The sequence below is a fragment of the Mesorhizobium sp. WSM4823 genome (assembly GCF_055811195.1).
In genome coordinates this window covers 131284-157699 of sequence record NZ_JBVVQL010000011.1, presented here as the reverse complement: position 1 = coordinate 157699, position 26416 = coordinate 131284, and the positions used below count along the sequence as shown (strand labels likewise).

At 63.1% G+C, this 26416-nt stretch carries 22 protein-coding genes; 12 read left to right on the top strand and 10 right to left on the bottom strand.

Features of this window, described 5'->3' with window-relative positions; genetic code table 11:
• Positions 1-9: 9 nt before the first annotated feature.
• The gene (locus AC0L26_RS24070) at positions 10-1602 is read left to right on the top strand and encodes a peptide chain release factor 3 (protein WP_164897950.1); all 1593 of its coding nucleotides are present in this window, start codon (positions 10-12) and stop codon (positions 1600-1602) included.
• Positions 1603-1650: 48 nt separating this feature from the next.
• Here AC0L26_RS24070 and AC0L26_RS24065 read toward each other — a convergent pair whose 3' ends face one another.
• Positions 1651-2124, bottom strand: a complete 474-nt coding sequence (locus tag AC0L26_RS24065) for a VOC family protein (protein WP_473634824.1) — start codon at positions 2122-2124, stop codon at positions 1651-1653.
• Positions 2125-2395: 271 nt separating this feature from the next.
• Between AC0L26_RS24065 and ilvD the strand changes: the two genes are divergently transcribed.
• The 4 genes from ilvD to AC0L26_RS24045 all read left to right on the top strand — a co-directional run bounded on the left by ilvD (position 2396) and on the right by AC0L26_RS24045 (position 7200).
• Positions 2396-4240 (top strand): dihydroxy-acid dehydratase, encoded by a 1845-nt coding sequence (ilvD, locus tag AC0L26_RS24060; RefSeq protein WP_473634823.1) that lies wholly within the window; start codon positions 2396-2398, stop codon positions 4238-4240.
• Between the two features lie 138 nt (positions 4241-4378).
• Positions 4379-5665: an amidohydrolase family protein gene (locus AC0L26_RS24055; RefSeq protein ID WP_473634822.1), complete on the top strand. Its 1287-nt coding sequence runs from the start codon at positions 4379-4381 to the stop codon at positions 5663-5665.
• A 120-nt stretch (positions 5666-5785) separates the two neighbouring features.
• Positions 5786-6040, top strand: coding sequence for a hypothetical protein (locus tag AC0L26_RS24050; RefSeq protein WP_352934487.1), 255 nt, complete (start codon positions 5786-5788; stop codon positions 6038-6040).
• Between the two features lie 239 nt (positions 6041-6279).
• Positions 6280-7200: a DMT family transporter gene (locus tag AC0L26_RS24045; RefSeq protein WP_473634821.1), complete on the top strand. Its 921-nt coding sequence runs from the start codon at positions 6280-6282 to the stop codon at positions 7198-7200.
• Positions 7201-7234: 34 nt separating this feature from the next.
• Here the strand turns inward: AC0L26_RS24045 and AC0L26_RS24040 are convergent, their stop codons facing one another.
• Both AC0L26_RS24040 and AC0L26_RS24035 read right to left on the bottom strand, forming a co-directional pair.
• The gene (locus AC0L26_RS24040) at positions 7235-9688 is read right to left on the bottom strand and encodes a GcvT family protein (RefSeq protein WP_473634820.1); all 2454 of its coding nucleotides are present in this window, start codon (positions 9686-9688) and stop codon (positions 7235-7237) included.
• Positions 9685-10569, bottom strand: coding sequence for a phosphotransferase (locus AC0L26_RS24035; RefSeq protein ID WP_473634819.1), 885 nt, complete (start codon positions 10567-10569; stop codon positions 9685-9687). The genes AC0L26_RS24040 and AC0L26_RS24035 overlap by 4 nt, the downstream gene beginning before the upstream one ends.
• 436 nt (positions 10570-11005) lie before the next feature.
• On the opposite strand from AC0L26_RS24035, the gene AC0L26_RS24030 reads away from it, so the two are divergent.
• A complete protein-coding gene (locus tag AC0L26_RS24030; RefSeq protein ID WP_473634818.1) occupies positions 11006-11782 on the top strand; it encodes a DeoR/GlpR family DNA-binding transcription regulator in 777 nt (258 codons plus the stop codon).
• Between the two features lie 100 nt (positions 11783-11882).
• Here the strand turns inward: AC0L26_RS24030 and AC0L26_RS24025 are convergent, their stop codons facing one another.
• Both AC0L26_RS24025 and AC0L26_RS24020 read right to left on the bottom strand, forming a co-directional pair.
• Positions 11883-12821, bottom strand: coding sequence for an NAD(P)/FAD-dependent oxidoreductase (locus AC0L26_RS24025; protein WP_473634817.1), 939 nt, complete (start codon positions 12819-12821; stop codon positions 11883-11885).
• Positions 12811-13260, bottom strand: a complete 450-nt coding sequence (locus tag AC0L26_RS24020) for an RrF2 family transcriptional regulator (protein WP_473634816.1) — start codon at positions 13258-13260, stop codon at positions 12811-12813. The genes AC0L26_RS24025 and AC0L26_RS24020 overlap by 11 nt, the downstream gene beginning before the upstream one ends.
• A 78-nt stretch (positions 13261-13338) precedes the next feature.
• Between AC0L26_RS24020 and AC0L26_RS24015 the strand changes: the two genes are divergently transcribed.
• The 6 genes from AC0L26_RS24015 (at position 13339) to AC0L26_RS23990 (ending at position 20257) form a co-directional block, all read left to right on the top strand.
• Positions 13339-14265, top strand: coding sequence for a LysR family transcriptional regulator (locus tag AC0L26_RS24015; RefSeq protein WP_473634862.1), 927 nt, complete (start codon positions 13339-13341; stop codon positions 14263-14265).
• Between the two features lie 219 nt (positions 14266-14484).
• The gene (locus tag AC0L26_RS24010) at positions 14485-15639 is read left to right on the top strand and encodes an ABC transporter substrate-binding protein (protein ID WP_473634815.1); all 1155 of its coding nucleotides are present in this window, start codon (positions 14485-14487) and stop codon (positions 15637-15639) included.
• Positions 15640-15807: 168 nt separating this feature from the next.
• Complete coding sequence (locus tag AC0L26_RS24005) at positions 15808-16806, top strand: ABC transporter ATP-binding protein (protein WP_473634814.1); 999 nt, start codon at positions 15808-15810, stop codon at positions 16804-16806.
• A 223-nt stretch (positions 16807-17029) separates the two neighbouring features.
• Positions 17030-17995 (top strand): ABC transporter permease, encoded by a 966-nt coding sequence (locus AC0L26_RS24000; RefSeq protein WP_473634813.1) that lies wholly within the window; start codon positions 17030-17032, stop codon positions 17993-17995.
• The gene (locus AC0L26_RS23995; RefSeq protein WP_473634812.1) at positions 17985-18800 is read left to right on the top strand and encodes an ABC transporter permease; all 816 of its coding nucleotides are present in this window, start codon (positions 17985-17987) and stop codon (positions 18798-18800) included. The genes AC0L26_RS24000 and AC0L26_RS23995 overlap by 11 nt, the downstream gene beginning before the upstream one ends.
• A 29-nt stretch (positions 18801-18829) precedes the next feature.
• Complete coding sequence (locus AC0L26_RS23990; RefSeq protein WP_473634811.1) at positions 18830-20257, top strand: gamma-aminobutyraldehyde dehydrogenase; 1428 nt, start codon at positions 18830-18832, stop codon at positions 20255-20257.
• Positions 20258-20289: 32 nt separating this feature from the next.
• Here AC0L26_RS23990 and AC0L26_RS23985 read toward each other — a convergent pair whose 3' ends face one another.
• Genes AC0L26_RS23985 through AC0L26_RS23965 form a run of 5 tightly spaced genes read right to left on the bottom strand, consistent with a single transcriptional unit; the run spans position 20290 to position 26393 of the window.
• On the bottom strand, positions 20290-20610 hold the full coding sequence (locus AC0L26_RS23985; RefSeq protein ID WP_473634810.1) for a formate dehydrogenase subunit delta: 321 nt from the start codon (positions 20608-20610) through the stop codon (positions 20290-20292).
• A complete protein-coding gene (gene fdhD / locus AC0L26_RS23980) occupies positions 20600-21430 on the bottom strand; it encodes a formate dehydrogenase accessory sulfurtransferase FdhD (protein ID WP_473634809.1) in 831 nt (276 codons plus the stop codon). The genes AC0L26_RS23985 and fdhD overlap by 11 nt, the downstream gene beginning before the upstream one ends.
• Positions 21431-21432: 2 nt before the next feature.
• On the bottom strand, positions 21433-24345 hold the full coding sequence (gene fdhF / locus AC0L26_RS23975; protein ID WP_473634808.1) for a formate dehydrogenase subunit alpha: 2913 nt from the start codon (positions 24343-24345) through the stop codon (positions 21433-21435).
• A gap of 12 nt (positions 24346-24357) precedes the next feature.
• Complete coding sequence (locus AC0L26_RS23970; RefSeq protein WP_473634807.1) at positions 24358-25917, bottom strand: formate dehydrogenase beta subunit; 1560 nt, start codon at positions 25915-25917, stop codon at positions 24358-24360.
• Positions 25914-26393, bottom strand: coding sequence for a formate dehydrogenase subunit gamma (locus AC0L26_RS23965; RefSeq protein ID WP_352934300.1), 480 nt, complete (start codon positions 26391-26393; stop codon positions 25914-25916). Before AC0L26_RS23965 ends, AC0L26_RS23970 begins: the two co-directional genes overlap by 4 nt.
• Between the last annotated feature and the right edge of the window lie 23 nt (positions 26394-26416).

The window sequence follows — 26416 nt, the reverse complement described above, 5'->3', positions numbered from 1 at the left end:
TTCCATAAATTGGCTGAAGACATCACGAACGCGGTGGCGCGCCGCCGCACTTTCGCGATCATCGCGCATCCGGACGCCGGCAAGACGACGCTGACCGAAAAGCTGCTTTTGTTCGGCGGCGCCATCCAGCTTGCCGGCGAGGTCAAGGCCAAGAAGGATCGCATCCAGACCAGGTCGGACTGGATGAAGATCGAGCGCGAGCGCGGCATCTCGGTCGTCACCTCGGTGATGACCTTCGAATATGAGGACAACGTCTTCAACCTGCTCGACACGCCCGGCCACGAGGATTTCGCCGACGACACCTATCGCACGCTGTCGGCGGTCGACGCGGCGGTCATGGTCATCGACGCCGCCAAGGGCATCGAGCCGCGCACGCTGAAACTGTTCGAGGTGTGCCGGCTGCGCGACATCCCGATCATCACCTTCGTCAACAAGATGGACCGCGAAAGCCGCGACCCGTTCGAGATCCTCGACGAGATCGAGCAGAAGCTGGCACTCGATACCGCGCCGATCACCTGGCCGATCGGCCGCGGCAAGACCTTTTCCGGCACCTACCATCTGGCGCTGAACGCGGTGCGCAAGGGCGACGCGGAGAAGGAACGCACGCCGGTCAATGGTCCCGATTCCAACCGCGTCGCCGGCCTGTTGCCGGAGAACGAGCGCGAAGCCTTCATCGAGGAGCTGGAACTGGCGCGCGAAGCCTGCCGTCCGCTCGACATCGACTCCTTCCGCGAGGGTCATCTGACGCCGGTCTATTTCGGTTCGGCGCTGCGCAATTACGGCGTGCGCGACCTGATCGAAGCGCTTGGCGCCTACGGGCCGCCGCCGCGCGCGCAGGAAGCCGACACCCGTAAGGTCGAGGCAACCGAGGACAAGATGACCTCCTTCGTCTTCAAGATCCAGGCTAACATGGATCCCAACCACCGCGATCGCATCGCTTTCGTCCGTGTCTGCTCGGGTAAGCTTGAGCGCGGCATGAAGGCCAAGCTGGTGCGCACGGGAAAACCGATGAGCCTGTCGGCGCCGCAGTTCTTTTTCGCCCGCACCCGCGTCACCGCCGACGAGGCGTTTGCTGGCGACGTCGTCGGCATCCCCAACCACGGCACGCTGCGCATCGGGGATACGCTGACCGAGGGCGAGGAGATACTGTTCCGTGGCGTGCCGAATTTCGCGCCGGAAATCCTGCGCCGCGTCCGCCTCGGCGACGCGATGAAGGCTAAGAAGCTGAAGGAAGCGCTGCACCAGATGGCCGAGGAAGGCGTCGTGCAACTGTTCTCGCCTGAGGATGGTTCGCCGGCCATCGTCGGCGTCGTCGGCGCGCTGCAACTCGACGTGCTGAAGGAGCGGCTGAACTTCGAATACACGCTGCCCGTCGATTTCGAGATGTCGCGCTTTTCCGTCTGTCGCTGGATATCGGCCGACGACAAGGCCGAGGTGCATCGCTTCATCGAGGCGCATCGCGGCGACATCGCCCGCGACCTCGACAACGATCCGGTGTTCCTGGCCCAGCACGCCTTTTCGCTCAACTACGAGGCGGAACGCTGGAAGGCGATCCGCTTCGCCGCGGTCAAGGATTACCAGGTCCGCGACAAGGCGGCCTAAACGGCGTTACTTCCCTTCTCCCGCAACAAGGGGAGAAGGGAAGATCGCTCAGCCCCTGGCTGCCGCTTCGATCTTGGCGATGTCGATCTTGGTCATCTGCATCATCGCCTGCATGACGCGGCCGGCCTTTTCCGTGTCGGGGTCCTGCAGCAGCCTCGGCAATTGCTCCGGCACGACCTGCCAGGAGACGCCGAATTTGTCCTTCAGCCAGCTGCACTGGCTGGGCTCGCCACCGCCCTCGATGAGTCTGTCCCAGAAATAGTCGACCTCCTCCTGCGTCTTGCAGTCGATGGAGAGCGAGACTGCCTCGCTGAACTTGAATTGCGGCCCGCCGTTGAGCGCCTGGAACTGAACGCCGTCGAGCTCGAAATTCGTCACCAGAACCTTGCCCTCATTGTCGCCGCTGCCCTTGGGCCAGCGCATCACGCTCAGCACCTTCGAATTCTTGAAGATGGACATGTAGTGGTTCATGGCCTCCTCGGCCTGGTCGTCGAACCACAGGCAGGGGGTGATCTTTTGCATTTGCTTGCTCCTCGGCTGTTGCAGTTGGCTATCGCAGTGAAACGGCCTGGCTTGGCGTGGTGTTTTGCCCCGCCGTTTGCCCAAGGACGCCCGCACGGCGCGCAATCCGACAGTGCCATCGATTTTTTTGAGGATCTGGGAATTTTCTTGGGAAAATCTGGCGCACTGCAAAATTGTGGCCAGACCGTGCTTCGGCGTCTATAACGCCTGCGGTCCGAATTCAGCGCCGCCGCGCTTCCATCGAGCGCAGCTAGCCAGCCAAGGAAAATTCATGCCTGCCTATCGCTCCCGCACCACCACCCATGGCCGCAACATGGCCGGCGCCCGTGGCCTTTGGCGTGCGACCGGCATGAAGGATTCCGATTTCGGCAAGCCGATCATCGCCGTCGTCAATTCTTTCACCCAGTTCGTGCCGGGTCATGTCCACCTCAAGGATCTCGGCCAGCTGGTCGCCCGCGAGATCGAGAAGGCCGGCGGCGTTGCGAAAGAGTTCAACACAATCGCCGTCGATGACGGCATCGCCATGGGTCACGACGGCATGCTCTATTCGCTGCCGTCGCGCGAGCTGATCGCCGACTCGGTCGAATACATGGTCAACGCTCACTGCGCCGACGCCATGGTCTGCATTTCCAATTGCGACAAGATCACGCCGGGCATGCTGATGGCGTCGCTGCGCCTCAATATCCCGACCGTCTTCGTCTCCGGCGGGCCGATGGAAGCCGGCAAGGTGGTGCTCGCCGGCAAGACGCAGGCGCTCGATCTGGTCGATGCCATGGTTGCGGCCGCCGATGACAAGATCTCCGACGAGGACGTGAAGACCATCGAGCGCTCGGCCTGCCCGACCTGCGGCTCCTGCTCTGGCATGTTCACCGCCAATTCGATGAATTGCCTGACCGAGGCGCTCGGCCTTTCCTTGCCCGGCAACGGCTCGACGCTGGCCACGCATGCCGACCGCAAACGGCTGTTCGTCGAGGCCGGCCATCTGATCGTCAATCTCGCCCAGCGCTACTATGAGCAGGATGACGACACCGCGCTGCCGCGCAGCATCGCCTCGAAAGGCGCTTTCGAAAACGCCATGACACTCGACATCGCCATGGGCGGCTCGACCAACACGGTGCTGCACATTCTCGCCGCCGCGCATGAGGGCGAGGTCGACTTCACCATGGAGGACATCGAGCGGCTGTCGCGGCGGGTTCCGGTGCTGTGCAAGGTGGCGCCGGCCAAGGCCGACGTCCATATGGAGGATGTCCATCGCGCAGGCGGCATCATGGCGATCCTCGGCCAGCTCGATGGCACCGGGCTGCTCAACCGCGACCTGCCGACGGTGCATACGGCAAGTCTCGGCGAAGCGCTCGACCATTGGGATATTTCCCGCACCTCCAGCCAGAATGTCCGCGATTTCTTCCTCGCGGCACCGGGCGGCGTGCCGACGCAGGTCGCGTTCAGCCAGGACCGCCGCTGGGACGAGCTCGATCTTGATCGTGAGAAAGGCGTCATACGCTCGGCCGAACACCCCTTTTCGAGGGACGGCGGTCTTGCCGTGCTGAAAGGCAACCTTGCGCTGGACGGCTGCATCGTGAAGACCGCCGGCGTCGATGAATCGATCCTGAAATTCACCGGCCCGGCCAGGGTGTTCGAAAGCCAGGACGCCAGCGTCAAGGCGATCCTGTCCAACGAGATCAAGGCCGGCGATGTTGTCGTCATCCGCTACGAAGGGCCGCGCGGCGGCCCCGGCATGCAGGAAATGCTCTACCCGACCAGCTACCTCAAGTCGAAGGGCCTCGGCAAAGCCTGCGCGCTGGTCACCGACGGCCGGTTTTCCGGCGGCACCTCCGGCCTGTCGATCGGCCATGCGTCCCCGGAGGCGGCGGAAGGCGGGCTGATCGGGCTGGTGCAGGAGGGCGACACGATCGAGATCGATATCCCGAACCGCACGATCCATCTCGCTGTCAGCGAGGCTGAATTGGCCGCCCGCCGCGCCGCGATGGAGGCGAAGGGAGCTGCCGCCTGGAAGCCCGAGGAAAAACGCAAGCGCAAGGTGACGACGGCCTTGCGGGCCTATGCCGCGATGGCGACCAGCGCTGCAAAGGGTGCTGTGAGGTATGTGCCGGAGTAGGTTCGCTTTTCCTTCTCCCACAAGAAGGGGGAGAGTCGCGCCTGAAGGTTCCACCCTACGGCAGCACGCCGCGCTGAAAGGAATGGCTGTTGCCTTGCGCCACGGTGGCTTTGTGATTCTGCAAGGGGATGACGACAGATGGATTTCGACCTTATCGTGCGCGGCGGCACGCTGCCCGACGGCACGATCGCCGATATCGGCATCATCGGCGAGACGATCGCCGCCATCGAGCCCGAGCTGAACGTCACCGCGGGCACGGCGATCGATGCCCATGGCAATCTGATCTCGCCGCCTTTCGTCGATCCGCATTTCCACATGGACGCCACACTCTCCCTGGGCGTCCCGCGCATCAACGCGTCGGGCACGCTGCTGGAAGGCATTTCGCTGTGGGGCGAGCTGAAGCCGTTGTTGACCCACGAAGCGGTGCGCGAGCGCGCGCTCGCCTATTGCGACTGGGCGGTCTCGATGGGCCTGCTCGCCATCCGCACCCATGTCGATGTTTGCGATATCAGGCTGCTGGCGGTCGAAGCCCTGCTCGATGTCAAGAAGACGGTCGCGCCCTATATCGACCTGCAACTGGTCGCCTTCCCGCAGGATGGGTTTTATCGCTCGCCGACGGCGCGCGACAACACCATCCGCGCCCTCGACATGGGTGTCGACGTCGTCGGCGGCATTCCGCATTTCGAGCGCACCATGGCCGACGGCACGCGCTCGGTGACGGAATTGTGCGAAATCGCAGCAGAACGCGGCCTCATGGTCGATCTGCATTGCGACGAGACCGATGATCCGCTGTCGCGTCATATCGAACAACTAGCCTATGAGACGCAACGCCTCGGCCTCCAGGGCAGGGTCGCCGGCTCGCATCTCACTTCGATGCACTCGATGGACAATTACTATGTCTCGAAACTGTTGCCGCTGATATCAGAGGCAGGCGTCTCGGCGATCCCCAATCCGCTGATCAACATCATGCTGCAGGGCCGCCACGACACCTTTCCCAAACGCCGCGGCCTGACGCGGGTCAAGGAGATGCTTGCCCACGGCATCCGCGTTGGCTGGGGCCAGGATTGCGTGCTCGACCCCTGGTATTCGCTGGGCACCGCCGACATGCTGGATGTCGCCTTCATGGGCCTTCACGTCGCCCAGATGTCGAGCCCGGCCGATATGGCGCGCTGCTTCGACATGGTCACCAATGTCAACGCCGCCATCATGGGCCTCGACCATCTCGGCCTGGCGGTCGGCAAGCGCGCCAGCCTCGTCGTCCTCGATGCTGGCGATCCGGTCGAGGCCTTGCGTCTACGCCCCGAGCGCCTCTGCGTCATCGCCAGGGGCAAGGTGGTGGCCGAGCGGGCGAGGCAGGAAACCCGGCTTTCGATCACGGGACGGCCGAGGACGGTGAACCGCAGGCATCGGCCGCCCATTTCGTGACCATTGATGGCAGGCCCAATAGGACGTTGGACCTGCATCAAGCCTGGCGCTTCGATCAGATTGATCGGTCCTGATCATAAGTCTACAGTCAGTCTCCACTTTTAGTTTGAGGAGGACACCATGTGGCACAAAACGGCGATGGTGGTCGCCTTGGCGGCGATCTGTGCAGGCTGCATGACGGCAGAAGACCGTCGTGCCGCGGACGAGGCAAAATGCCGGTCCTACGGCTTCGCCAGAAAGAACGATGCTTTCGCCGAATGCCTGCAGCGCATCGATCTCGCGCGCCGCGCGGAACTGAGAAGTGCGTCGGCTTTCGATCCTTGGGATCGGCCGGTGATCTATCGTCCGGTCATCATTAGGCCACGGCCGAAGTAGGCCGCTCAAGCGGCGATCTAGAGCATCGGTCCCAAAAGTGCGTACCGATTTTGGGTCCGATGCTTAAACAATAAAGACTGAGCGGCGGTACGATTCGATTTGAAAACCGCCGCTCCAGTATAGGCCCAGCCGATTTCCGGCTCTGGTCTGGCCGGGTCCCGATTTCCGCTCGTAAAAGCGGCTGCTTGCGTTTACGACGCTGCTCACCGAGCTTTCATGCGGGAGGAAGCGACATCGGCATGGCACAGCCACCAGCCCAGAATTCGACGACCAGGAACGTGCTTTTGGCTGGCATCCTGCTGATGCTGGCCGGCGATTTCCTGTTTGCGTTGAACGATGCGATGGGCAAATGGCTGGTCGCCAGCTTTTCCGTCGGCCAGGTCGTGCTGGTCCGTTCGATCGGCGCCTTTTTCGTGCTCGGTCCGATGATCGCGCGTCAAGGTCCGGCCAAGCTGTTCCGCATGGAACGACCTGAGTTGCAGCTCTTGCGCGTCGTCATGACGACGCTCGACACGGCGCTGTTTTATGCCGCCGTCGTCTACCTGCCGCTCGCCGACGTCATGAGTTTCTACATGGCGGGGCCGATCTATGTGGCGGCATTGTCCCACCTGCTGCTTGGTGAAAAGGTCGGCTGGCGCCGCTGGATGGCGATCCTGGTCGGCTTCTGCGGTGTGCTGATCATGCTCAAACCGTCCTCGGCCGCATTTTCGCTGTCGTCGACCTTCGCGCTGGTCGGTAGCGTTACCTTTGCCTTCGCCATCATCCTCAACCGGCGGCTGCGTGGCACCAGCGACACCTCGCTCGTTACCTGGCAAACCATCGGCACGCTCGTGGTCGGCGCGGTGCTGACCATCGGCAACTGGCGAACGCCTTCTGCGCTCGATTTCGGCGCCATGCTGCTTCTCGGTATCGTCTCCTGCGGCGCCCATCTGATGATCACCAGGGCCCTGAAGCTGGCGCCGGCTTCGACACTGGCGCCGCTGCATTACAGCCTGCTGCTGTGGGCCGTCATTTTCGGGCTGGCCTTCTTCGGCGACATGCCCGGCCCGCGCATCCTGATCGGCTCGGGCATCATCGTGCTGGCCGGGCTGTTCATCTTCCATCGCCAGAAGGTGGTCGACACAGTGCCGCCCGAAAACGTGCCGAAAGGCGTCAACTAGGCTCCAGGTTCTGGTGCGCTCGATCTAGCAAGTTCTAAGCTTTCACTCTTTCTCCCGCCGGGTCGTAAAGCGGCTCAAGATGGATCTTTGCCGGCGTCCGCTCCATCGCCACCACCAGCTCGTAATCGCCGGAGGCGAGGAAATCGTCGCCGACCCCGTCGGCGTTGCGGACGTAACCATAGCCGATGTTCTTGCCGACCGTGTAGCCGTAGCCGCCGCTGGTCAGGTAGCCGACTGGCTCGTTGTTGCGCAGGATCGTCTCGCGCCCGAGCAGCACGACCTCCCGATCGTCGACCGTGAAGCCGGCGAAGCGTTTTTTCAGTACTGCGCCATCGATCTTTTCCAGCGCTCGCCTGCCGACAAAATCCGTGTTTCTTCGGAGCTTCACCGCCCAGCCGAGGCCGGCCTCCTGCGGGGTGTCGTTGGGTGTGATGTCGGAACCCCAGGCGCGGTAGCCTTTTTCCAGCCGCAACGATTCCAGCGCGCGGTAGCCGACCGGGCGAATGCCGTGCTTCTCGCCCGCCGCCATCAACGCGTCGAAGATCTCGCCCGTGGCCGCGATCGGCACATGCAACTCCCAGCCGAGCTCGCCGACATAGGTGACGCGCAGCGCCCGGATTGTGTGGTCGGCGATGGAGATTTCCCGCACATGGCCGAACGGGAAAGCGGTGTTCGACACATCCGCATCGGTCAGCGCAGCCAGCACGTCGCGGGCGCGCGGCCCCATCAGCGACAGCGTGCCGAAACGCTCGGTGACGTCGGTGAGCGTTACATCGAGTTCCCTGCCGATATGGTCGCCGATCCACGAGAAATCATGTGTCCTGAAACCGGTGCCGGTGACGACGTAGAATCGTTCTTCGCCGAGCCGCGCCACGGTGAGGTCCGCCTCGATGCCGCCGCGGGTGTTGAGAAGCTGCGTGTAGGTCAGCCGGCCGACCGGCTTGTTGATATCGTTGGCGCAGATCCAGTCGAGCGCCTTCAACGCATCCGCACCGGTGATTTCATATTTGGCAAAGGACGACTGGTCGAAGATGCCGACGTTTTCGCGCACATGCCGGTGTTCGTCGCCGACTGGCGAAAACCAGTTCTGCCGGCCCATCGAATAGATGTCCTTCGGCTCGATACCTTCGGGTGCGAACCAGTTCGGCCGCTCCCAGCCGAGTTTCGAGCCGAACACAGCGCGGTGCTTTTGCAGCCGCTCATAGAGCGGCGAGACGATGCGCGGCCGGCCGGAAAGATATTCCTCGTGCGGGAAGCCGATCGTGTAGTGCTTGCCATAGGCTTCCAGCGTGCGGTCGCGGACCCATTGCCGGTCGCGGTGCAGGTCGGAAAAACGCCTGATGTCGACCACCCACAGGTCAAGCGGCGCCTCGCCGTCGACCACCCATTGTGCCAGCACCCAGCCGGCGCCGCCGCCCGATGCGATGCCGAAGGCGTTGAAGCCGGCACCGACGAACATGTTGGGGCATTCGGGCGCTAGGCCGAGAATGAAATTGCCGTCCGGCGTGAAACTCTCCGGCCCGTTGATCATCTGCTTGACGCCGACGGATTCGAGTGCCGGAACACGCGCGATCGCCTGGTTCATATGCTGCTCGAAATGATCGTAATCGTCGTCGAACAGCCGGAATTCCCAGTCGTCAGGCACGTCGCCGCCGGGCAGGCCGGTCGTCCAGGGCTGCGGGTTCGGCTCATAGCCGCCCATCACCAGCCCACCGACCTCCTCCTTGAAATAGGTGCGGCGGTCGGGGTCGCGGATCGTTGGCGCATCGGTCGCTAAGCCGTCGATCTTTTCGGTGATGATGTACTGGTGCTTCACCGGCTGCAGCGGCACGTTGATGCCGGCAAGGGAGCCCACCTGCCGCGCCCATTGCCCGGCGCAGTTCACCACCTTGTCGCAGGCGATATCGCCGGTGTTGGTCTTTACCGCGGTGATGCGGCCATCCCTCATGTCGAAGCCGGTGACGCGGACATCCTCGAACAGCCTGGCGCCGTGCATGCGCGCGCCTTTGGCCAGCGACTGGGTGATGTCGGAGGGGCTTGCCTGGCCGTCGGTCGGCAGCCAGCTGGCGCCGACGAGATCGCCGGTGTCCAGCAGCGGCCAGATTGTCTTGACCTCGGCCGGCGACAGCAACTGCATATCCATGCCGAAGCTTTTCGCCGTCGTCGCCAGCCTTTTATACTCGATCCAGCGGTCGGCATTGGTGGCGAGCCTGAGGCACCCGGTCATCTTCCAGCCAGTGGCCAGCCCGGTTTCGGCTTCCAGTCCCTTGTACAGATCGACCGAATATTTGAGCACGCGGGTGATGGAAGCCGACGACCGCAACTGTCCGACCAGCCCCGCCGCATGCCAAGTGGAGCCTGAAGTCAGCTTGCCCTGTTCCAAAAGCACGACATCGGCCTTGTGGTCACGCGCCAGATGATAGGCCGTCGAACAGCCGATGATGCCGCCGCCGATGACGACGATCTCGGCATGGGCGGGCACTGTCATGACTTTTGTCCGTATTTTGTTCTGTAGTTTTCCAGCGCGGCTTCCAGCCGCGTCAGGTTTTCGTCGGTGTAGGCGACGTAGTCGATGCCCGGCGCGTCGAGATAAAGTTCGGAAACCATGCTCCACATCGCCTCGCGCAGCAGCGATGCGCATTGCATGGCGGCATGCGAGCGGCGGATCGCCTCGTCAGGCTCCTTCATGAAATAGGCGGTCAGGAAGGCAAAGGACTCCTCGTCGCTCATGCCGGCATTCGAGGCGACGCCGGCAAGGTCGAACATCGCCGTATTGAAGCCGGCATATTCGAAGTCGATGAGCCATAGCCTATGGCCGTCATCGAGAATATTAGCCGGCAAAAGATCATTATGGCCAAAGACAATCGGCAACAGCTTCTGCGCCCGTTCGAGCTCGTCGGCAAGCGTCAGGAGCCGCGGCAACTCGCTTCGCATGCGGCTGCCGCCTTCCTCAAGCGTGCGCGCATAGTCGCGGATGACATGGAACACCCAGAACATGAAGCCGGCGCCGGAGACATGATTGGGCATTTCCCGATGGAAGCCGCGCATCAGGGTGGCGACGCGGCCGATATTGGCGCGTACGTCTTCAGCGACATAGGTCTTGGCGCCGAGAAATTCCGTCACCAGGATGCCAGGCTCGGAATAAAGAACCGTCGGCGCGAAGCCGGCGGCGTGCGCCGCACGGGTGGTCATCACCTCGCGCTCGCGAAAGACGTGGTGGAACGGAAAGTCCTGACCGAAGCGCACCACATGCCGTCCGGCCGCGTCTTTGACCAGATAGTTGGCGTTGCTCAGGCCGCCGGGCAGCGGCGCGATCTCGATGTTGCCGGTCCAGCAGGGCAGGGCGCGGATACGGTCCTCGACGGTCACAGGCTCGTCGCTCCTTGGGCAGGGTTCAAGGCGCCACAGGTGTCATAAAGATGGCGGCCGGCAGGTGGGAGCGATGCGAAGATCTCGTCGGTGCGGGATGCCAGGATCGGTATCCCGCACCGCACCGACGAGCCCCTTTGCCGGGTTCTTCGACGCCGGCATCCGCCCCCGCGGATTCCAAAAAGTCCTTTCCCTTGCCCCAGACGATCTTCGCAGACGTTCGGGCAGACGAATTTTGGTGCGGCTCAGCCATCGTTCTCCTGTGGCAGCTCAGAGCCTGTCGCCAAACCCAATGTCACGCCTTGTAATCGGGCTTGTCAACGAAAACTTGTGGCTTTTTCTGCGCTTTTGACCGGAATCGTAAGGAATTCTTGTAAACTGTGGCCGATTTGCCTTAGAACCGGTCAGCGGCGCAACATCCGATTGGCGAAACTCGATGGTCTATTCGAAGCGGCACGGCGAAATACTCCGTCTCTTGAAAGAGGAAGGCACGGTCACCATCGCCAGCCTGGCCGACCGGCTGGGCGTCTCTCTGGAGACCGTGCGCCGCGACGTCAAGCCGCTGACCCGTGGCGGTTCGATCCTGAAGATGCACGGCGCCGTCGGCCTGCCGGCGATGGCCGGCGAGGCGCCGTTCGAGCGGCGCATGCGCGAGAATGCCGACGCCAAACGCGCCATCGCCCGCATGGTTGCCGCGACCATTCGCGACGGCGAATCGATCATGCTTGACACCGGCACGACAACGTCTTTCCTGGCCCGCGAACTGCTCGGCCACCGCAGGCTGACGGTCGTCACCAACTCCTCCGACATCGCCCGCACGCTGGCCACCGTCAACGGCAATAAGGTCTATATGGCCGGGGGCGAATTGCGCAGCGATTCGGGCGCGGCCTTAGGCGTCTCGGCCATCGAATTCGTCAGCCGGTTTTCCGTCAACCATGCGGTGATCTCCATCGGCGCGGTCGATGCCGTCACGGGCGTCATGGACTATGATCTGGAAGAGGCTGAATTCGCCCGCATGGTGCTGTCGCGCGGCCAGCGCTCGCTCGTCATCACCGACCACACCAAGTTCGGACGTCAGGGCCTGGTCCAGGTCTGCGGATTCGAGGGTTTTTCCGAACTCGCCACCGACCGATCGCCACCGCGCGACATCGCCGCCGCCCTTGCCCAGGCGGGCGCACGGCTCAGCATTGCGGATGACGAGGCCGGGATCTAAAGCGCGTCGCATTTGAACGGATTCGTGCGACGCGCCTTAGCTTCTTGTTTTTATGCATGTCGTTATCGCAAAACCGCTGTGCACTTTCGCGCGACATGCATTAGTCGAAAACCAGCGATTGGTGAGCGCATACGCCCGCGAAGGCGCCGGTTGATACGGCGAAGGCGATGTTGTGCATCGATCGTGCCGCGTCTCCGGCGGCATAGGCACCGGGCACGGTCGTCTGCTGTCGGTCGTCGACGATGATCACTGGGCCGAGCAAGCCTTCCGTGAAGCTACAGCCAAGCTGCTCGGCCAGGGGACTGGCCATCGTGTTGCGCGGTGCGGTGAACAGCGCCTTGATGCCAGCTTTGCGACCGTCTTTGAGGTTGGCGATCAGCCCGCCCGAACCATCCTTCTCCAAGTTCACCACCCCGGTCGGCTCGAACCGCACGTTTCGCCTTTCCAACGCAAGCATTTGTTCCGCGTCAGGCTCGAACACGCCATTTGCGAACAGCGTCACGTCGCCCCAATCGGCGATCAATTGCGCCTGGTGCACCGCCATCGGGCCGGTTGCCAGCACACCAAGCGGGCCGCCAGCCACCTCGTAGCCGTGGCAATAAGGACAATGCAGCACGCTCTTTCCCCAATGCTCGGCGAGCCCGGGGACATCCGGCAGGATATCGCGCACGCCGGTGGCAAGCACCAGCCGCGCCGCGCCGACTGTCTCGCCGCGATCCGTCGTGATCTCGAAGCCGGAACCGGCGGCAGTGCCCTTGTCCGCCAATCCGGCAACGAACTTGGCTGTCGGATAGGCCAGAAGCTGCCGTCTTGCATCGTCCAGGATCGCGCCGGGCGTGCGCCCGTCCTGTCCCAGGAAACCGTGCGAATGCTCGGCAAAGCGATTGCGTGGCTGGCCTGCGTCGATCACCAGGACGTTGCGCCGGGCTCGTGCCGCCTGAATGCCGGCGGACAGACCGGCAAAGCTGCCGCCGACGACAATCAGATCGTACTGCGTAGCTGGCAGACCATACTGCGTAGATGGCAGATCATACTGCATGGCTGGTCACTCCAATCAACTCGTAACGACGGTGGAAATCGGCGGCGAGGTCGGCAAGCGTGATGCGGCTGAGTTTCTCCGCCAGCAGCCTCTCGGCTTCGACGCGAAAATCATCGAGCGCCGCTAACACCGCTTGTTCGACAAGGCAGCCGGGGCTTTCCGGCTCGGTGCTGAACGGCAGCAGCGTTTCTCCGAGCGCGGCGCTGATCTCGGCCAGCGAAATTTTCTCGGGCGCGCGGGCAAGCTGCCAGCCGCCGCCATGTCCGCGCGAGGAGGTGACGATGCCGGCGTCGCGCAAGCCGGCAATGGTTCGGCGGACGACGACCGGATTCGTGTGGATGAACGTGGCGAGCTGCTCGGAGGTCAATGCGTGCTCCTGCGTCTCGGCCATGTGAACGAGAATGTGCAGGGTCGAGGAAAGTCTGCTGTTTCGTTTCATGTAACTTAATTAGTTACGAATCTCGCGATCGTCAAGCGCCCACTTCCCAGCGCAGCCTCCGCCGTGTTTAGTCCGGCCATGGCCTTTACCATCCGCCAGTTGCAGTTCTTCATCGCCGTCGCCGAACAAGGCACCGTTTCGGGCGCTGCCCAAAACTTGTCCATCTCGCAATCGTCGGTCACGGAAGCGATCAAGGAACTGGAACACGATCTCGGCGTCGAGCTGTTCGAGCGTCATCCGCGCGGTCTGAACATCACCCACAAGGGCCATCAGTTCCTGCGCCACGCGACAAAGATTCTTGCCGACGTTTCCGACGCGCGCCGCGCCTTCTTCGGCGAGCAAGCGGCGGCGGGCGGCCGGCTGCAGCTCGGTGTCACCTCGCTGGTCGCCGGTTATGTGCTGTCGGATCTCCTTGCCCGCTACCGCCGCGCTTATCCGGGCGTCGAGGTCTCGGCCATCGAGGACAATGGCGATTACCTCGAACATCTGCTGATCGGCGGCAAGCTCGACATCGCCGTCATGGTCACCTCGAACCTGCGCGACCGCACCGCGCTGCAGTCCGAAATCCTCGAAGTCTCGGCCTATCGGCTATGGCTGCCGCTCGGCCACCCGCTGGTCGGCGCCGACATCATCGGCATTGGCGACATCGCCTCGGAGCCGCTGATCATGCTGACCGTAGACGAGATCGAGGAGAATACCGGAAAATTGCTGGCGGCGATCGGCGCCAAGCCGCATGTCGCCTTCCGCACCCGCTCTGTCGAGGCAGTGCGCAGCCTCGTCGCAACCGGCGCGGGTGTGGCGTTGTTGCCCGACCTCGTCTACCGGCCATGGTCGCTCGAAGGCGACCGCATCGAATCGCGCGACATTTCGGGCTCCTTGCCGGTGGTACAGGTCGGCATGGTATGGCGGCGCGGCTCCGGCCTACCGCAGGCCGCACGGGACTTCATCGGGCTTGCCCAATCGCAGCGCATGGTCCGTCAGAGGCCGGAGAAGATTGGCCGCTGATCTATCGGAAGAACCGATACCGGCCTTCTGATAAATGAATTTGCGAAACCGAAAGTTTCGCAGCACCTTCATGATCGGGACCAAGCCGCCGCGACAGTGCGGCCCCTTAGAACGCCGTGCGTCGGGGATACGCAACGACGCTCTAACGTTTGAGTTGCCCATGATCTTTTCCGAAACCGAAACGGTTTTCGGGGTCATGCGCCAAATGGGAGATCGACGATGAATTCATTCTTGAAGTCATGCACTGCATTGACGGTCGCGCTGACCTTCTCCGGCCAGGCGATCGCTCAGGTCAAGGAACTCGGTAAGGGCGAAGGCCAGGTAAATATTGTCGCCTGGCCCGGCTACATCGAGCGCGGCGAAACCGACAAGGGCTACGACTGGGTAACGTCCTTCGAGAAGGACACAGGCTGCAAGGTCAACATCAAGACCGCCAACACCTCCGACGAGATGGTCGCGCTGATGAATGAGGGCGGCTTCGATCTCGTCACCGCCTCGGGCGACGCTTCGCTGCGCCTCGTCGCGGGCAAGCGCGTCCAGCCGATCAACACCGATCTCGTCCCGAGCTGGAAAACGGTCGACGACCGGCTCAAGGATGCGCCGTGGTTCACGGTTGGCGGCGTCCACTATGGCGTCCCCTACCAGTGGGGACCGAATGTGCTGATGTACAACACCGAGGTGTTCAAGGAAGCGCCGAAGAGCTGGAACGTCGTCTTCGAGGAGATGACCTTGCCCGACGGCAAGTCGAACAAGGGCCGCGTTCAGGCCTATGACGGGCCGATCCACGTCGCCGACGCCGCCAACTATCTGATGGCCCACAAGCCGGAGCTAGGCATCAAGGATCCCTACGAGCTGACCGAGGATCAGTACAAGGCCGCGCTCGATCTCCTGCGCGTCCAGCGCACGCTGGTCGGCCGCTACTGGCATGACGCCGCCATTCAGGTCGACGACTTCCAGAACGAAGGCGTCGTCGCCTCCGGTTCATGGCCCTATCAGGTCAACACGCTGGTTGCCGCCAAGAAGCCGGTTGCTTCGACCGTTCCCGAGGAAGGCGTCACCGGCTGGGCCGACACCACCATGATAGAGGCCGACGCGGCCCACCCGAACTGCGCCTATATGTGGCTGGAGCATTCGCTGTCACCGAAAGTGCAGGGCGACATTTCCGCCTGGTTCGGTTCGCTGCCAGTGGTGCCGGCTGCCTGCAAGGGCAACGAACTGCTCGGCGAGGAAGGCTGCAAGACCAACGGCTACGACAATTTCGAAAAGATCAAGTTCTGGAAGACGCCGGTGTCGAAATGCGCCACCCAGAACGACCAGTGCGTGCCTTACTATCGCTGGGTGTCGGACTATATCGGCGTCATCGGCGGGCGGTGAGTTCGTCTCACTCGTTCTGAGAGCGTATCACTGCCCTCTCCCCGACGGGAGCGGGAGGACGCGGCGTTTCGGTAAGCCCCTTCTCCCTGTCACTATACGGGGAGAAGGCGCCGGCAGGCCGATGAGGGGCAGCGCCGTCGTCTGAATTTGATCAGCCTGGGACAGCCCATGACCTCCGCCGTTTCGTTCGCCAAAGTCTCTCGCCATTTCGGCAGCGTGCGCGCCGTCGATATGGTTGATCTCGATATCGTGCCGGGCGAGTTCTTTGCCATGCTTGGACCTTCCGGCTCCGGCAAGACGACCTGCCTGCGCCTGATCGCCGGCTTTGAGCAGCCGACATCGGGCTCGATCTCCATCTTCGGCGAACGTGCCGAAGGCGTTCCGCCCTATCGCCGCAACGTCAACACCGTGTTTCAGGATTACGCGCTGTTCCCGCATCTCAACGTGCTCGACAATGTCGCCTATGGGCTGATGGTCAAGGGCGTCGGCAAGCCGGAGCGACAGAAGGCGGCGGAAGAGGCGCTGTCGTTGGTGCGTCTTCCGGGCTACGGCGCCCGTCGCCCCGGCCAGCTTTCCGGCGGCCAGCGCCAGCGCGTTGCGCTTGCCCGCGCCCTGGTCAACCAGCCCAAGGTGCTTCTGCTCGACGAGCCGCTTGGCGCGCTCGACCTCAAGCTGCGCGAGAACATGCAGGAGGAGCTGAAGTCGCTGCAGAAGGCGCTCGGCATCACCTTCGTCTTCGTCACCCACGACCAGGGCGAGGCCCTTTCGATGGCGGACCGCGTCGCCGTCTTCAACGACGGCAAGGTCATGCAGATCGGCACACCGGAGGATATCTACCAGCGCCCGAAGACCCGCTTCGTCGCCGATTTCGTCGGCTCGTCCAATGTTCTGCCGCCTGATTTCGTCCAGCGTTATTCCGGCCAGCATCGCTGGGGCAGCCTGCGTCCTGAATCCATTCGCATCGGTCGAGCCGCCAAGGGCGACGGCGTTGCCGCACGCCTCGTTTCGACCAACTATCTCGGCGCCACGACAAGACTGGCGCTCGATGCCGACGGGCTGAGGCTGCACGCTATCGTGCCGGCGGGTGCGAAATTGCCCAGGGAAGGCGAGGCGGTCATGCTCACCTTCAACCGCGAGCATTTGCATTTGATGGACGAGCCGGCATGAGGATGGTTTGCGCGCGGCACCCCCCTCTGTCCTGCCGGACATCTCCCCCTCAAGGGGGGAGATTGGCAGCTTCTCGGCCTCGGCAATTCTGCCACATTGGAGATTGGCGAAACCGGAAGGGACGGCTGATCTCCCCCCATGAGGGGGAGATGTCCGGCAGGACAGAGGGGGGCGCGAAGGATCACGGCCTCTCATACAACCTCGGTCAAGACAGGGCGGCGTCATGATGACCGCCGCGCTCAACTCCAATGCCGCCCCAGCCGTCCTCCCCCGCGGCGGCGGCTTGCGCGGCGCGCTGTCGGATGTCTTCTGGCACAAGCCGAAGCTCCTGCTGCTCTTGATGCTGCTGCCGCCGGTGCTGTGGCTCGGCATCGTCTATATCGGTTCGCTGTTCGCGCTCCTCTTGCAGAGCTTTTTCTCGATCGACGAGTTTTCCGGCCTCATCAACCGTGAATTCACGCTGAAGACCTATGGCGACCTGTTGCAGGCCGCAAATCTCGACATCATCCTGCGCACGGTGACGATGGCAGCCCTGGTCACGCTCGCCTCCGCGGTGATCGCCTTCCCCATCGCTTATTACGCGGCGCGCTATGCGCGCGGCCGCTGGAAGGCGCTGTTCTATCTCGGCGTCATGCTGCCGCTGTGGTCGAGCTATCTGGTCAAGATCTATGCCTGGAAGCTCATCCTCGCCAAGGAAGGCATCCTGACCTGGCTGCTCGCCAAGCTGCATCTTCTATGGCTTGTTGATGGCTGGCTGTCGCTGCCGATCGTCGGTGGCAATTCTCTGTCGGTGTCATCCACCGGCACCTTCATCGTCTTCGTTTACGTCTGGCTGCCCTTCATGATCCTGCCGGTGCAGGCGGCACTCGAACGCGTGCCGGGCAATCTGGTCGAAGCCTCGTCCGATCTTGGCGCCTCGCCAGGCCAGACCTTCCGCAACGTGCTGTTCCCGCTGGCGCTGCCGGGCATCGTCGCCGGCTCGATCTTCACCTTCTCGCTGACATTGGGCGATTACATCATCCCGCAGATCATCGGCACCTCGCGGCTGTTCATTGGGCAGGCCGTCTACTCGCAGCAAGGCACCGCCGGCAACATCCCGCTTGCCGCCGCCTTCACCGTGGTGCCCATCGTTATCATGGGCTTCTACCTCTGGGGCGCCAAGCGCATGGGAGCTTTCGATGCGCTCTGATGGCTCACAGCCCGCGCCTCTCGGCCTGAAGATCGCCGCCGCCTGCGGTCTGCTGTTCCTGCATCTGCCGATCTTCCTGATCTTTATCTATGCCTTCACGACCGAGGAAAAGAGCTTCGTCTGGCCGCCGCCGGGGGTGACGACGCAGTGGTTCGCCGTCACCTGGAACCGCCCGGACGTTTGGCAAGCGCTGTCGCTGTCGGTCCGGGTCGCTGCCATCTCGACCGTCGTCGCGCTGGTCCTCGGCACACTGTGCGCCGCGGCCGTGTCGCGAACACGGTTCTTTGGCCGCGAAACCATCTCGCTGCTGGTCATCCTGCCGATAGCGCTGCCCGGCATCATCACCGGCATCGCGCTGCGTTCGGCTTTTTCGCTGGCCGAGATTCCGTTCTCGTTCTGGACGATCGTGCTCGGCCACGCCACTTTCTGCGTCGTCGTCGTTTACAACAACGCCGTCGCCCGCTTCCGCCGCACCCCCGGCTCGATGATCGAGGCATCGATGGACCTTGGTGCTGACGGCTTCCAGACGTTTCGCCATGTCGTGCTGCCCAACATCGCCACCGCCTTGCTCGCCGGCGGCATGCTGGCTTTCGCGCTGTCGTTCGACGAGGTCATCGTAACCACCTTCACCGCCGGCCAACAGCAGACGCTGCCGATCTGGATGCTGGAGGAACTGATCCGTCCGCGCCAGCGCCCGGTCACCAATGTCGTGGCCATGGTCGTCGTGCTGGTGACGCTGCTGCCCATCCTCGCCGCCTACTACCTGACCCGCGACGGCGACCAGATCGCCGGTTCGGGCAAATGACGTCAAGAATCCATAAGGGAGAGACTTCCATGGACACAAAGATGCTGATCGGCTCGAAATTCGAGAAGGGCACCGAAACCGAGGAGCCGATCCTCAATCCGAAGACCGGGGCGACCATTCTCAACCTGCCTGAAGCCAGCCAGGCGCAGATCGAGGCGGCGGTGCTTGCGGCCGAAAAGGCCTTCATCACGTGGTCGCGCACCACGCCGGCGCAGCGCGCGAGCTATCTCTTGAAGATCGCCGACCGCATCGAAGCCGATGCGAAGGATTTCGCCGACCTCGAGGCGCTCAATTGCGGCAAGCCGATCAATGCCGTGCTCAACGACGAAATCCCGGCGATCGTCGATTGCTACCGCTTCTTCGCCGGTGCTGTTCGGTCAATGCCCGGTCAGGTCGCCGGCGAATATATTCCTGGTCACACTTCGATGGTCCGGCGCGATGCCATCGGCGTCGTCGCCTCGATTGCGCCGTGGAACTATCCGCTGATGATGATGGCCTGGAAGCTGGCCCCGGCGATTGCCGGCGGCAACACGGTGGTCTTCAAGCCGTCGGAGCAGACGCCGCTGACCGCGTTGAAACTGGCGAAGATCCTTGCCGAGATCCTGCCGGAAGGCGTCGTCAATGTCGTGCTCGGCCGCGGCGACAGCGTTGGCAACACGCTGATCAACCACCCGAAAATCAATATGATCTCAATCACCGGCGACGTCGCCACCGGCAAGAAGGTGCTGCAGGCGGCCGCCAAGTCGGTCAAGCGCACGCATCTCGAACTCGGCGGCAAGGCGCCGGTCATCGTCTTCGACGATGCCGACCTCGGCGCGGTGATCAACGGCCTGCGCGCCTTCGGCTACTACAATGCCGGCCAGGATTGCACAGCCGCCTGTCGCATCTATGCCGGCAGGAAGATCTACGACAAGCTTGTCGCCGACCTTTCCTCGGCCGTCTCGACCATCAAATACGACCGCCCCGACGACACGGAAAACGAGATCGGGCCGCTCATCTCACGCCGCCAGCGCGACCGCGTTTCGAGCTTCGTCGAACGCGCCTCGGAGCTGAAGCACATCGAGATCACCACCGGTGGCAAGCCAGGCGAGGGCTCCGGCTTCTTCTATCAGCCGACGGTTGTCGCCGGCGCCTTGCAGGAAGACGAGATCGTGCGCCGCGAAGTGTTCGGGCCGGTCGTCTCGGTCACTCGCTTTTCCGAGGTGGACGAGGCGGTGAACTGGGCCAATGACAGCGACTATGGCCTCGCGTCCTCTGTGTGGACCAAGGATGTCTCGCGCGCCATGGCGACAGCCGCTCGGTTGCAATATGGCTGCACCTGGATCAACACCCATTTCATGCTGACCAACGAGATGCCGCATGGCGGGCTGAAACAGTCCGGCTACGGCAAGGACATGTCGCTCTATGCCCTGGAGGATTATACCGCCGTGCGGCATGTGATGGTGGCACACGGCTAGCGCTTCTTACCTCTGGGGAGGCGGTTGTCGGGCTATTTCTGCGGAGCGGCGCTCTCGGCCTCCGCAGCTCCACGCCCGGTGTAACCGATGCTCATATCGGACTGTTCTGGCGTCTTGGGCCGCTTGATCTTGGCGGAGGCAGCCACGACGAGTTCGTTGAAGCCCCCACCGCCGCCGTCTAGCATCTCGAACAGCTGCCGCCGCATCCTCGGCTCCCAGAACTTGTTGATGTGCTCGGCAACGCCGGCAATACCTTCGTCGCGCGGCTTGGAATGGAAAAAATCGGCGATCTGGTTGGCCATACGCACCAGCTTTTCCCCGGTGCTCATGATGTGTTCTTCGTCATGCGACATGCTTGGCAACTCCAGCAGCCACCCGGTCAGGGTGGGTGAAAATATCAAAATCGTCGCCGCGAACCAGCGCCACCAGCGTCATCCCGGCGGCTTCCGCTGTGCGGATGGCTAGCGCGGTCGGCGCCGAGACGGCGATGATGAACGCCGCGCCGATCGCCGCCGTCTTCTGCACCATCTCGACCGAAACGCGCGACGTCACCACGACAGCGCCGGCGGCGCCGTTTATACCGGCCTTGGCCAGCGCGCCGGCCAGCTTGTCCAGCGCATTGTGGCGGCCGACATCCTCGCGCGCCATGACGATGCCCTTGCCCGGCACATAAAAACCCGCGGCATGAACCGCCCCGGTCTCGGCGTGCAGCGGTTGCACCTTCGACAAGAGCTTGACCGAGCGGACGATGTCGTCGGCATCAAGTGTGAGCTTCGACGAACCAACCGCATCCACCGACCGCATCGCTTCCTCGATCGACTCGATGCCACACAGCCCGCAGCCGACCGGACCGGCAAGTCTGCGCCGCCGCGCCTGGAAGCGGGTATTGGCCTGGTCCCTCAGCCGGATCTGTATGTCGATACCCGCGCCGAGATTTTCGACTTCGATGGCCTCGATCTCCTCGGGTGCGGCAATGATGCCTTCGGTCAGCGAGAAGCCGAGTGCGAAGTCCTCGAAATCGGCGGGGCTCGCCATCATCACCGCATGGGTGGTTCCGGCGAAGGAGAACGCCACCGGGGTCTCCTCCGGCACCATGCGGTTCGCCGCCGTGGTGCCGCTGGCGCGATGCGCTAGCCGCGATATCTGCGTCGTCGCTTTGCGGCGCGCGGCCAAGACTACTCCGCCGCTTCCAGCGGGGCGATGCGCCGGCTCTGGCGAGCCTGCTCGTTATAATCCCTCTGCCACTCGGTCGGGCCGTTGGACGGCGCCACCTGCACGGCGGTGACTTTGTATTCCGGACAATTGGTCGCCCAGTCCGAGAAGTCGGTGGTGATCACGTTGGCCTGCGTGTCGGGGTGGTGGAAGGTCGTGTAGACGACGCCCGGCGACACCCGGTCGGTGATCAGCGCGCGTAGCGTCGTCTCGCCGGAACGGCTCGCCATCCGCACCCAGTCGCCGTCGCGTATGCCGCGGTTCTCGGCATCGTGCGGATGGATTTCCAACCGGTCTTCGGCATGCCACATCACATTTTCGGTACGCCTGGTCTGCGCCCCGACATTGTACTGCGACAGAATCCGGCCGGTGGTGAGCAGCAGCGGGAAGCGCGGCCCGGTCCTTTCGTCCGTCGCCACATATTCGGTGCGGATGAACTTGCCCTTGCCGCGCACGAAACCATCGATATGCATGATCGGGGTGCCAAGCGGCGCCGTCTCGTTGCATGGCCATTGTACGGATCCGACACGGTCGAGCAGCTCGAAGGAGACACCGGCGAAGCTCGGCGTCGTCTTGGCGATTTCGTCCATGATCTCGGAGGGATGCTGATAGTTCCAGTCCAGCCCGACCGCACGGGCAAGCTCCTGCGTCGCCTCCCAATCGGCGAAGCGCGCCTTCGGCTCCAGCACCTTGCGCACCATGTTGATGCGGCGCTCGGCATTGGTGAAAGTGCCGTCCTTCTCGAGGAAGGTCGAGCCCGGCAGGAAAACATGCGCGTAGTTCGCGGTCTCGTTGAGGAAAAGGTCGTGCACGACGACGCATTCCATCGCGGCGAGGCCGGCGGCGACATGCTTGGTGTCGGGATCGGACTGCAGGATGTCCTCGCCCTGGATGTAGATGCCCTTGAAGCTACCGTCGACGGCGGCATCCAGCATGTTGGGAATGCGCAGGCCTGGTTCGTCGTCCAGCTTCACGCCCCACAGGCTTTCATAGATGTCGCGCACGGCTTCGCCGGAGATATGGCGATAACCGGGCAGCTCGTGTGGGAAAGAGCCCATGTCGCACGAGCCCTGCACATTGTTCTGCCCGCGCAGCGGGTTCACGCCGACGCCCGGCCGGCCGATATTGCCGGTGGCCATGGCGAGGTTGGCGATCGCCATGACAGTGGTTGAACCCTGGCTGTGTTCCGTGACGCCGAGGCCGTAGTAGATCGCGCCGTTGCCGCCGGTGGCGTAGAGACGCGCAGCACCCCGGATCAGTTCGGGATCGACGCCGCACAGTTTGCCGACGGTTTCGGGGCTGTTTTCCGGCAAGACGACGAAAGAAGCCCAGTCCTGGAACTCCGCCCAGTCGCAACGTTCGCGGATGAAGGCTTCGTCGAAAAGACCTTCGGTGACGACGACATGCGCCAGCGCCGTCAGCACCGCCACATTGGTGCCGGGCTTCAGCGGCAGGTGATAGGCCGCTTCGACATGCGCCGACTTGACCATCTCGGTGCGACGCGGATCGAGCACGATCAGCTTGGCACCCTGCCGCAGCCGCTTCTTCAGCCGCGAGGCGAACACCGGATGGGCCGAAACCGGATTGGCGCCAATGACCACGGCGACATCGGTGAATTCGACGGAGTCGAAATCCTGCGTGCCGGCCGAGGTGCCATAGGTCTGACCGAGCCCGTAGCCGGTCGGCGAATGGCAGACGCGCGCACAAGTGTCGACATTGTTGTTGCGGAAGCCTTGCCGCACCAGCTTCTGGACGAGATAGGTCTCCTCGTTCGTGCAGCGCGAGGAAGTGATGCCGCCGATCGCGGTGCGTCCATACTGATATTGGATCCGGCGGAACTCCTTGGCCGTATGGGCAATCGCCTCTTCCCAGCTCACCTCGCGCCAGGGATCGGTGATCTTTTCCCGGATCATTGGCGACAGGATGCGGTCCTTGTGGGTGGCGTAGCCATAGGCGAAACGGCCTTTGACGCAGGAGTGGCCGTGGTTCGCCTTGCCCTCCTTGTAGGGCAGCATGCGAATGACCTCGTCGCCCTTGACCTCGGCCTTGAACGAGCAACCGACGCCGCAATAAGCGCAGGTGGTGACAGCCGAACGCTCTGGCAGGCCCTTGGCAAGTACCGATTTCTCGCGCAGCGCATCGGTCGGACAGGCCTGCACGCAGGCGCCGCAGGATACGCATTCGGAGGCGATGAATTCCTCGTGCATGCCGGCGACCATGCGCGATTCGAAACCGCGGCCCTCGATGGTCAACGCGAAGGTGCCTTGCACCTCCTCGCAAGCCCGCACGCAACGCGAGCAGACGATGCATTGCGCGGGATCATAGGTGAAATAGGGATTGGATTCATCGCGGGCGATGTAATCGACAGCCAGCGAACCATGGCCGGGCGCGACCCCATTCTCCTGCTTGACGTGGTTGCGGCCGTCCACGCCATAGCGGTTCTCGGTCAGCCCGACCGTGTTGGCGACCTTGTCGAACTCGCTGGCGCCTGTGCCGGCCTTCTCGTTCCAGCCGATCGGGTGGTCGGAGACATAGAGTTCCATCACGCCGCGGCGGATGGCGTTGAGGCGGTCGGTCTGCGTGTGCACGACCATGCCTTCGCCGACAGGTGTCGTGCAGGAGGCTGGCGTGCCGCCGCGTCCATCGATCTCGACCAGGCAGATCCGGCAGGAGCCGAACGAGTCCAGCATGTCGGTTGCGCAGAGTTTCGGGATTTCGACCCCTGCTTCCATCGAAGCGCGCATGATAGAGGTACCTGCCGGAACGGTCACGGACTTACCGTCGACCGTCAGCGTCACCTGCTGTTCCGCTTCCGAAGCGGGCGTTCCGTAGTCGATTTCCTGGACCAGCGATTTGATGTCGAATGCCGCGTTCATGGCTGTCCGCTCCTATTCCGCTGCTTCGGCGACCGGCGTCGGCCGAAAGTCGTCGGGGAAATGGTTGAGTGCACTCATTACTGGATATGGGGTGAAGCCGCCCAGAGCGCAAAGGGAGCCGAACTTCATCGTGTTACAGAGGTCGGTGACCAGGGCAATCTGCTTCTCGGGTTCGATGTTCTGGGCGAGCCGGTCCAGCACCTCGACGCCGCGCGTCGAGCCGATGCGGCAGGGCGTGCACTTGCCGCAGCTTTCGATGCTGCAGAATTCCATGGCGAAGCGCGCCTGCTTCAGCATGTCGGCGCTGTCGTCGAAAACGACGATACCGGCATGGCCGATCAAGCCATCCTTGGCGGCAAACGCCTCGTAGTCGAACGGTGTATCGAATAGCGTGCGCGGGAAATATGCGCCGAGGGGGCCGCCGACCTGCACGGCCTTGACCGGACGTCCTGTCGCGGTGCCGCCGCCGATCTCGTCGACGATCTCGCCCAGCGTCATGCCGAACGCAGCCTCATAGAGACCGGGATATCTGACGTTGCCGGCGATCTGGATCGGGATGGTGCCGCGCGAACGGCCCATGCCGAAATCCTTGTAGAAGGCAGCACCCCTATCCATGATGACAGGCACCGAAGCCAGCGAGATGACGTTGTTGATCACCGTCGGTTTGCCGAACAGGCCCTTGTGCGCCGGCAGCGGCGGCTTGGCCCGCACTTGCCCGCGCTTGCCTTCGAGGCTGTCGAGCAGCGAGGTCTCCTCGCCGCAGACATAAGCGCCGGCGCCGACGCGGACTTCCATGTCGAAGGCGTTGGGCGAGCCCAGCACGTTGACGCCGAGCACGCCGGCCTTGCGGGCGATCTCGACGGCTTTCTGCATGACCGCTACTGCGTGTGGATATTCCGAGCGTATATAGATGAAGCCCTTGCTGGCGCCCGTTGCGATGCCGGCGATGGTCATGCCTTCGATCAGCACGAACGGGTCGCCTTCCATGATCATACGGTCGGCGAACGTGCCCGAATCGCCCTCGTCGGCATTGCAGACGATGTATTTGCGGTCGGCCGTGGTATCGAGCACCGTCTTCCATTTGATGCCGGTCGGAAAACCGGCGCCGCCGCGCCCGCGTAGGCCCGATTCCGTAACCTGCTTGACGACGTCGGCGGGCGTTAGTGCCACGGCGTTCTGCAAGCCCCTCAGCCCGCCATGCGCCTTGTAGTGATCGAGCGACAGCGGGTTGATGACACCGCAACGCGCAAAGGTCAGCCGCGTCTGTTTGGCCAGGAACGGGATCTTGTCGGGCGCGCCCAGCCAGCGCTTGTGGTGGCCGCCGGTGAGAAAGCCGCTGTCGAACAGGCCTTTGACGTCGGACGGCTTCACCGGCCCATAGGCGACGCGGCCCTTGTCTGCTGTTGCCACTTCGACCATCGGCTCGAGAAAATAGGCGCCGCGCGAACCATTGCGCACGATCTTGGCCTCGATGCCGCGATCGGCCAATTCCTTCTCAATCGCCTTCGCGACCTTTTCCGCACCGAGCGCCAGTGCGCCGGAATCGCCGGGAATGTAGATGCGCGGGATCATGAACGCACCTCGGCAACGATCTCGTCGAGTTTTTCGTCGTTGAGCCGGCCGATCACCTCGCCGTCCAGCATCGCCGATGGCGCGCAGGCGCAAAGGCCGAGGCAATAGACCGGTTCCAGCGTCACCGAGCCGTCGCGGGTTGTCTCGTGAAAACCGATGCCCAGCAATTGCTTGAGCTTGGCGGCGATCAAATCCGAGCCCATCGACTGACAGGCTTCCGCCTGGCAGACTTTGAGTACGTGCCGGCCAGCCGGGTGGCTGCGGTAGTCATGATAGAAGCTGACGACGCCATGCACCTCCGCCTTGGTGATGTTCAGCGCCTCGGCGATTACCGGCAGCGCGTCCTGCGGCACGTGGCCGAACTCTTCCTGGATGCCATGGAGGATCGGCAGCAGCGGGCCTTCGAGGCCCTTCAACTCCTGGACGATCGCCGCCGTGCGCGACGCGATCTCGGTACTTGCAGGCTGCATCGTCATGCAGCGCCCTCCCTGGTGTCGTA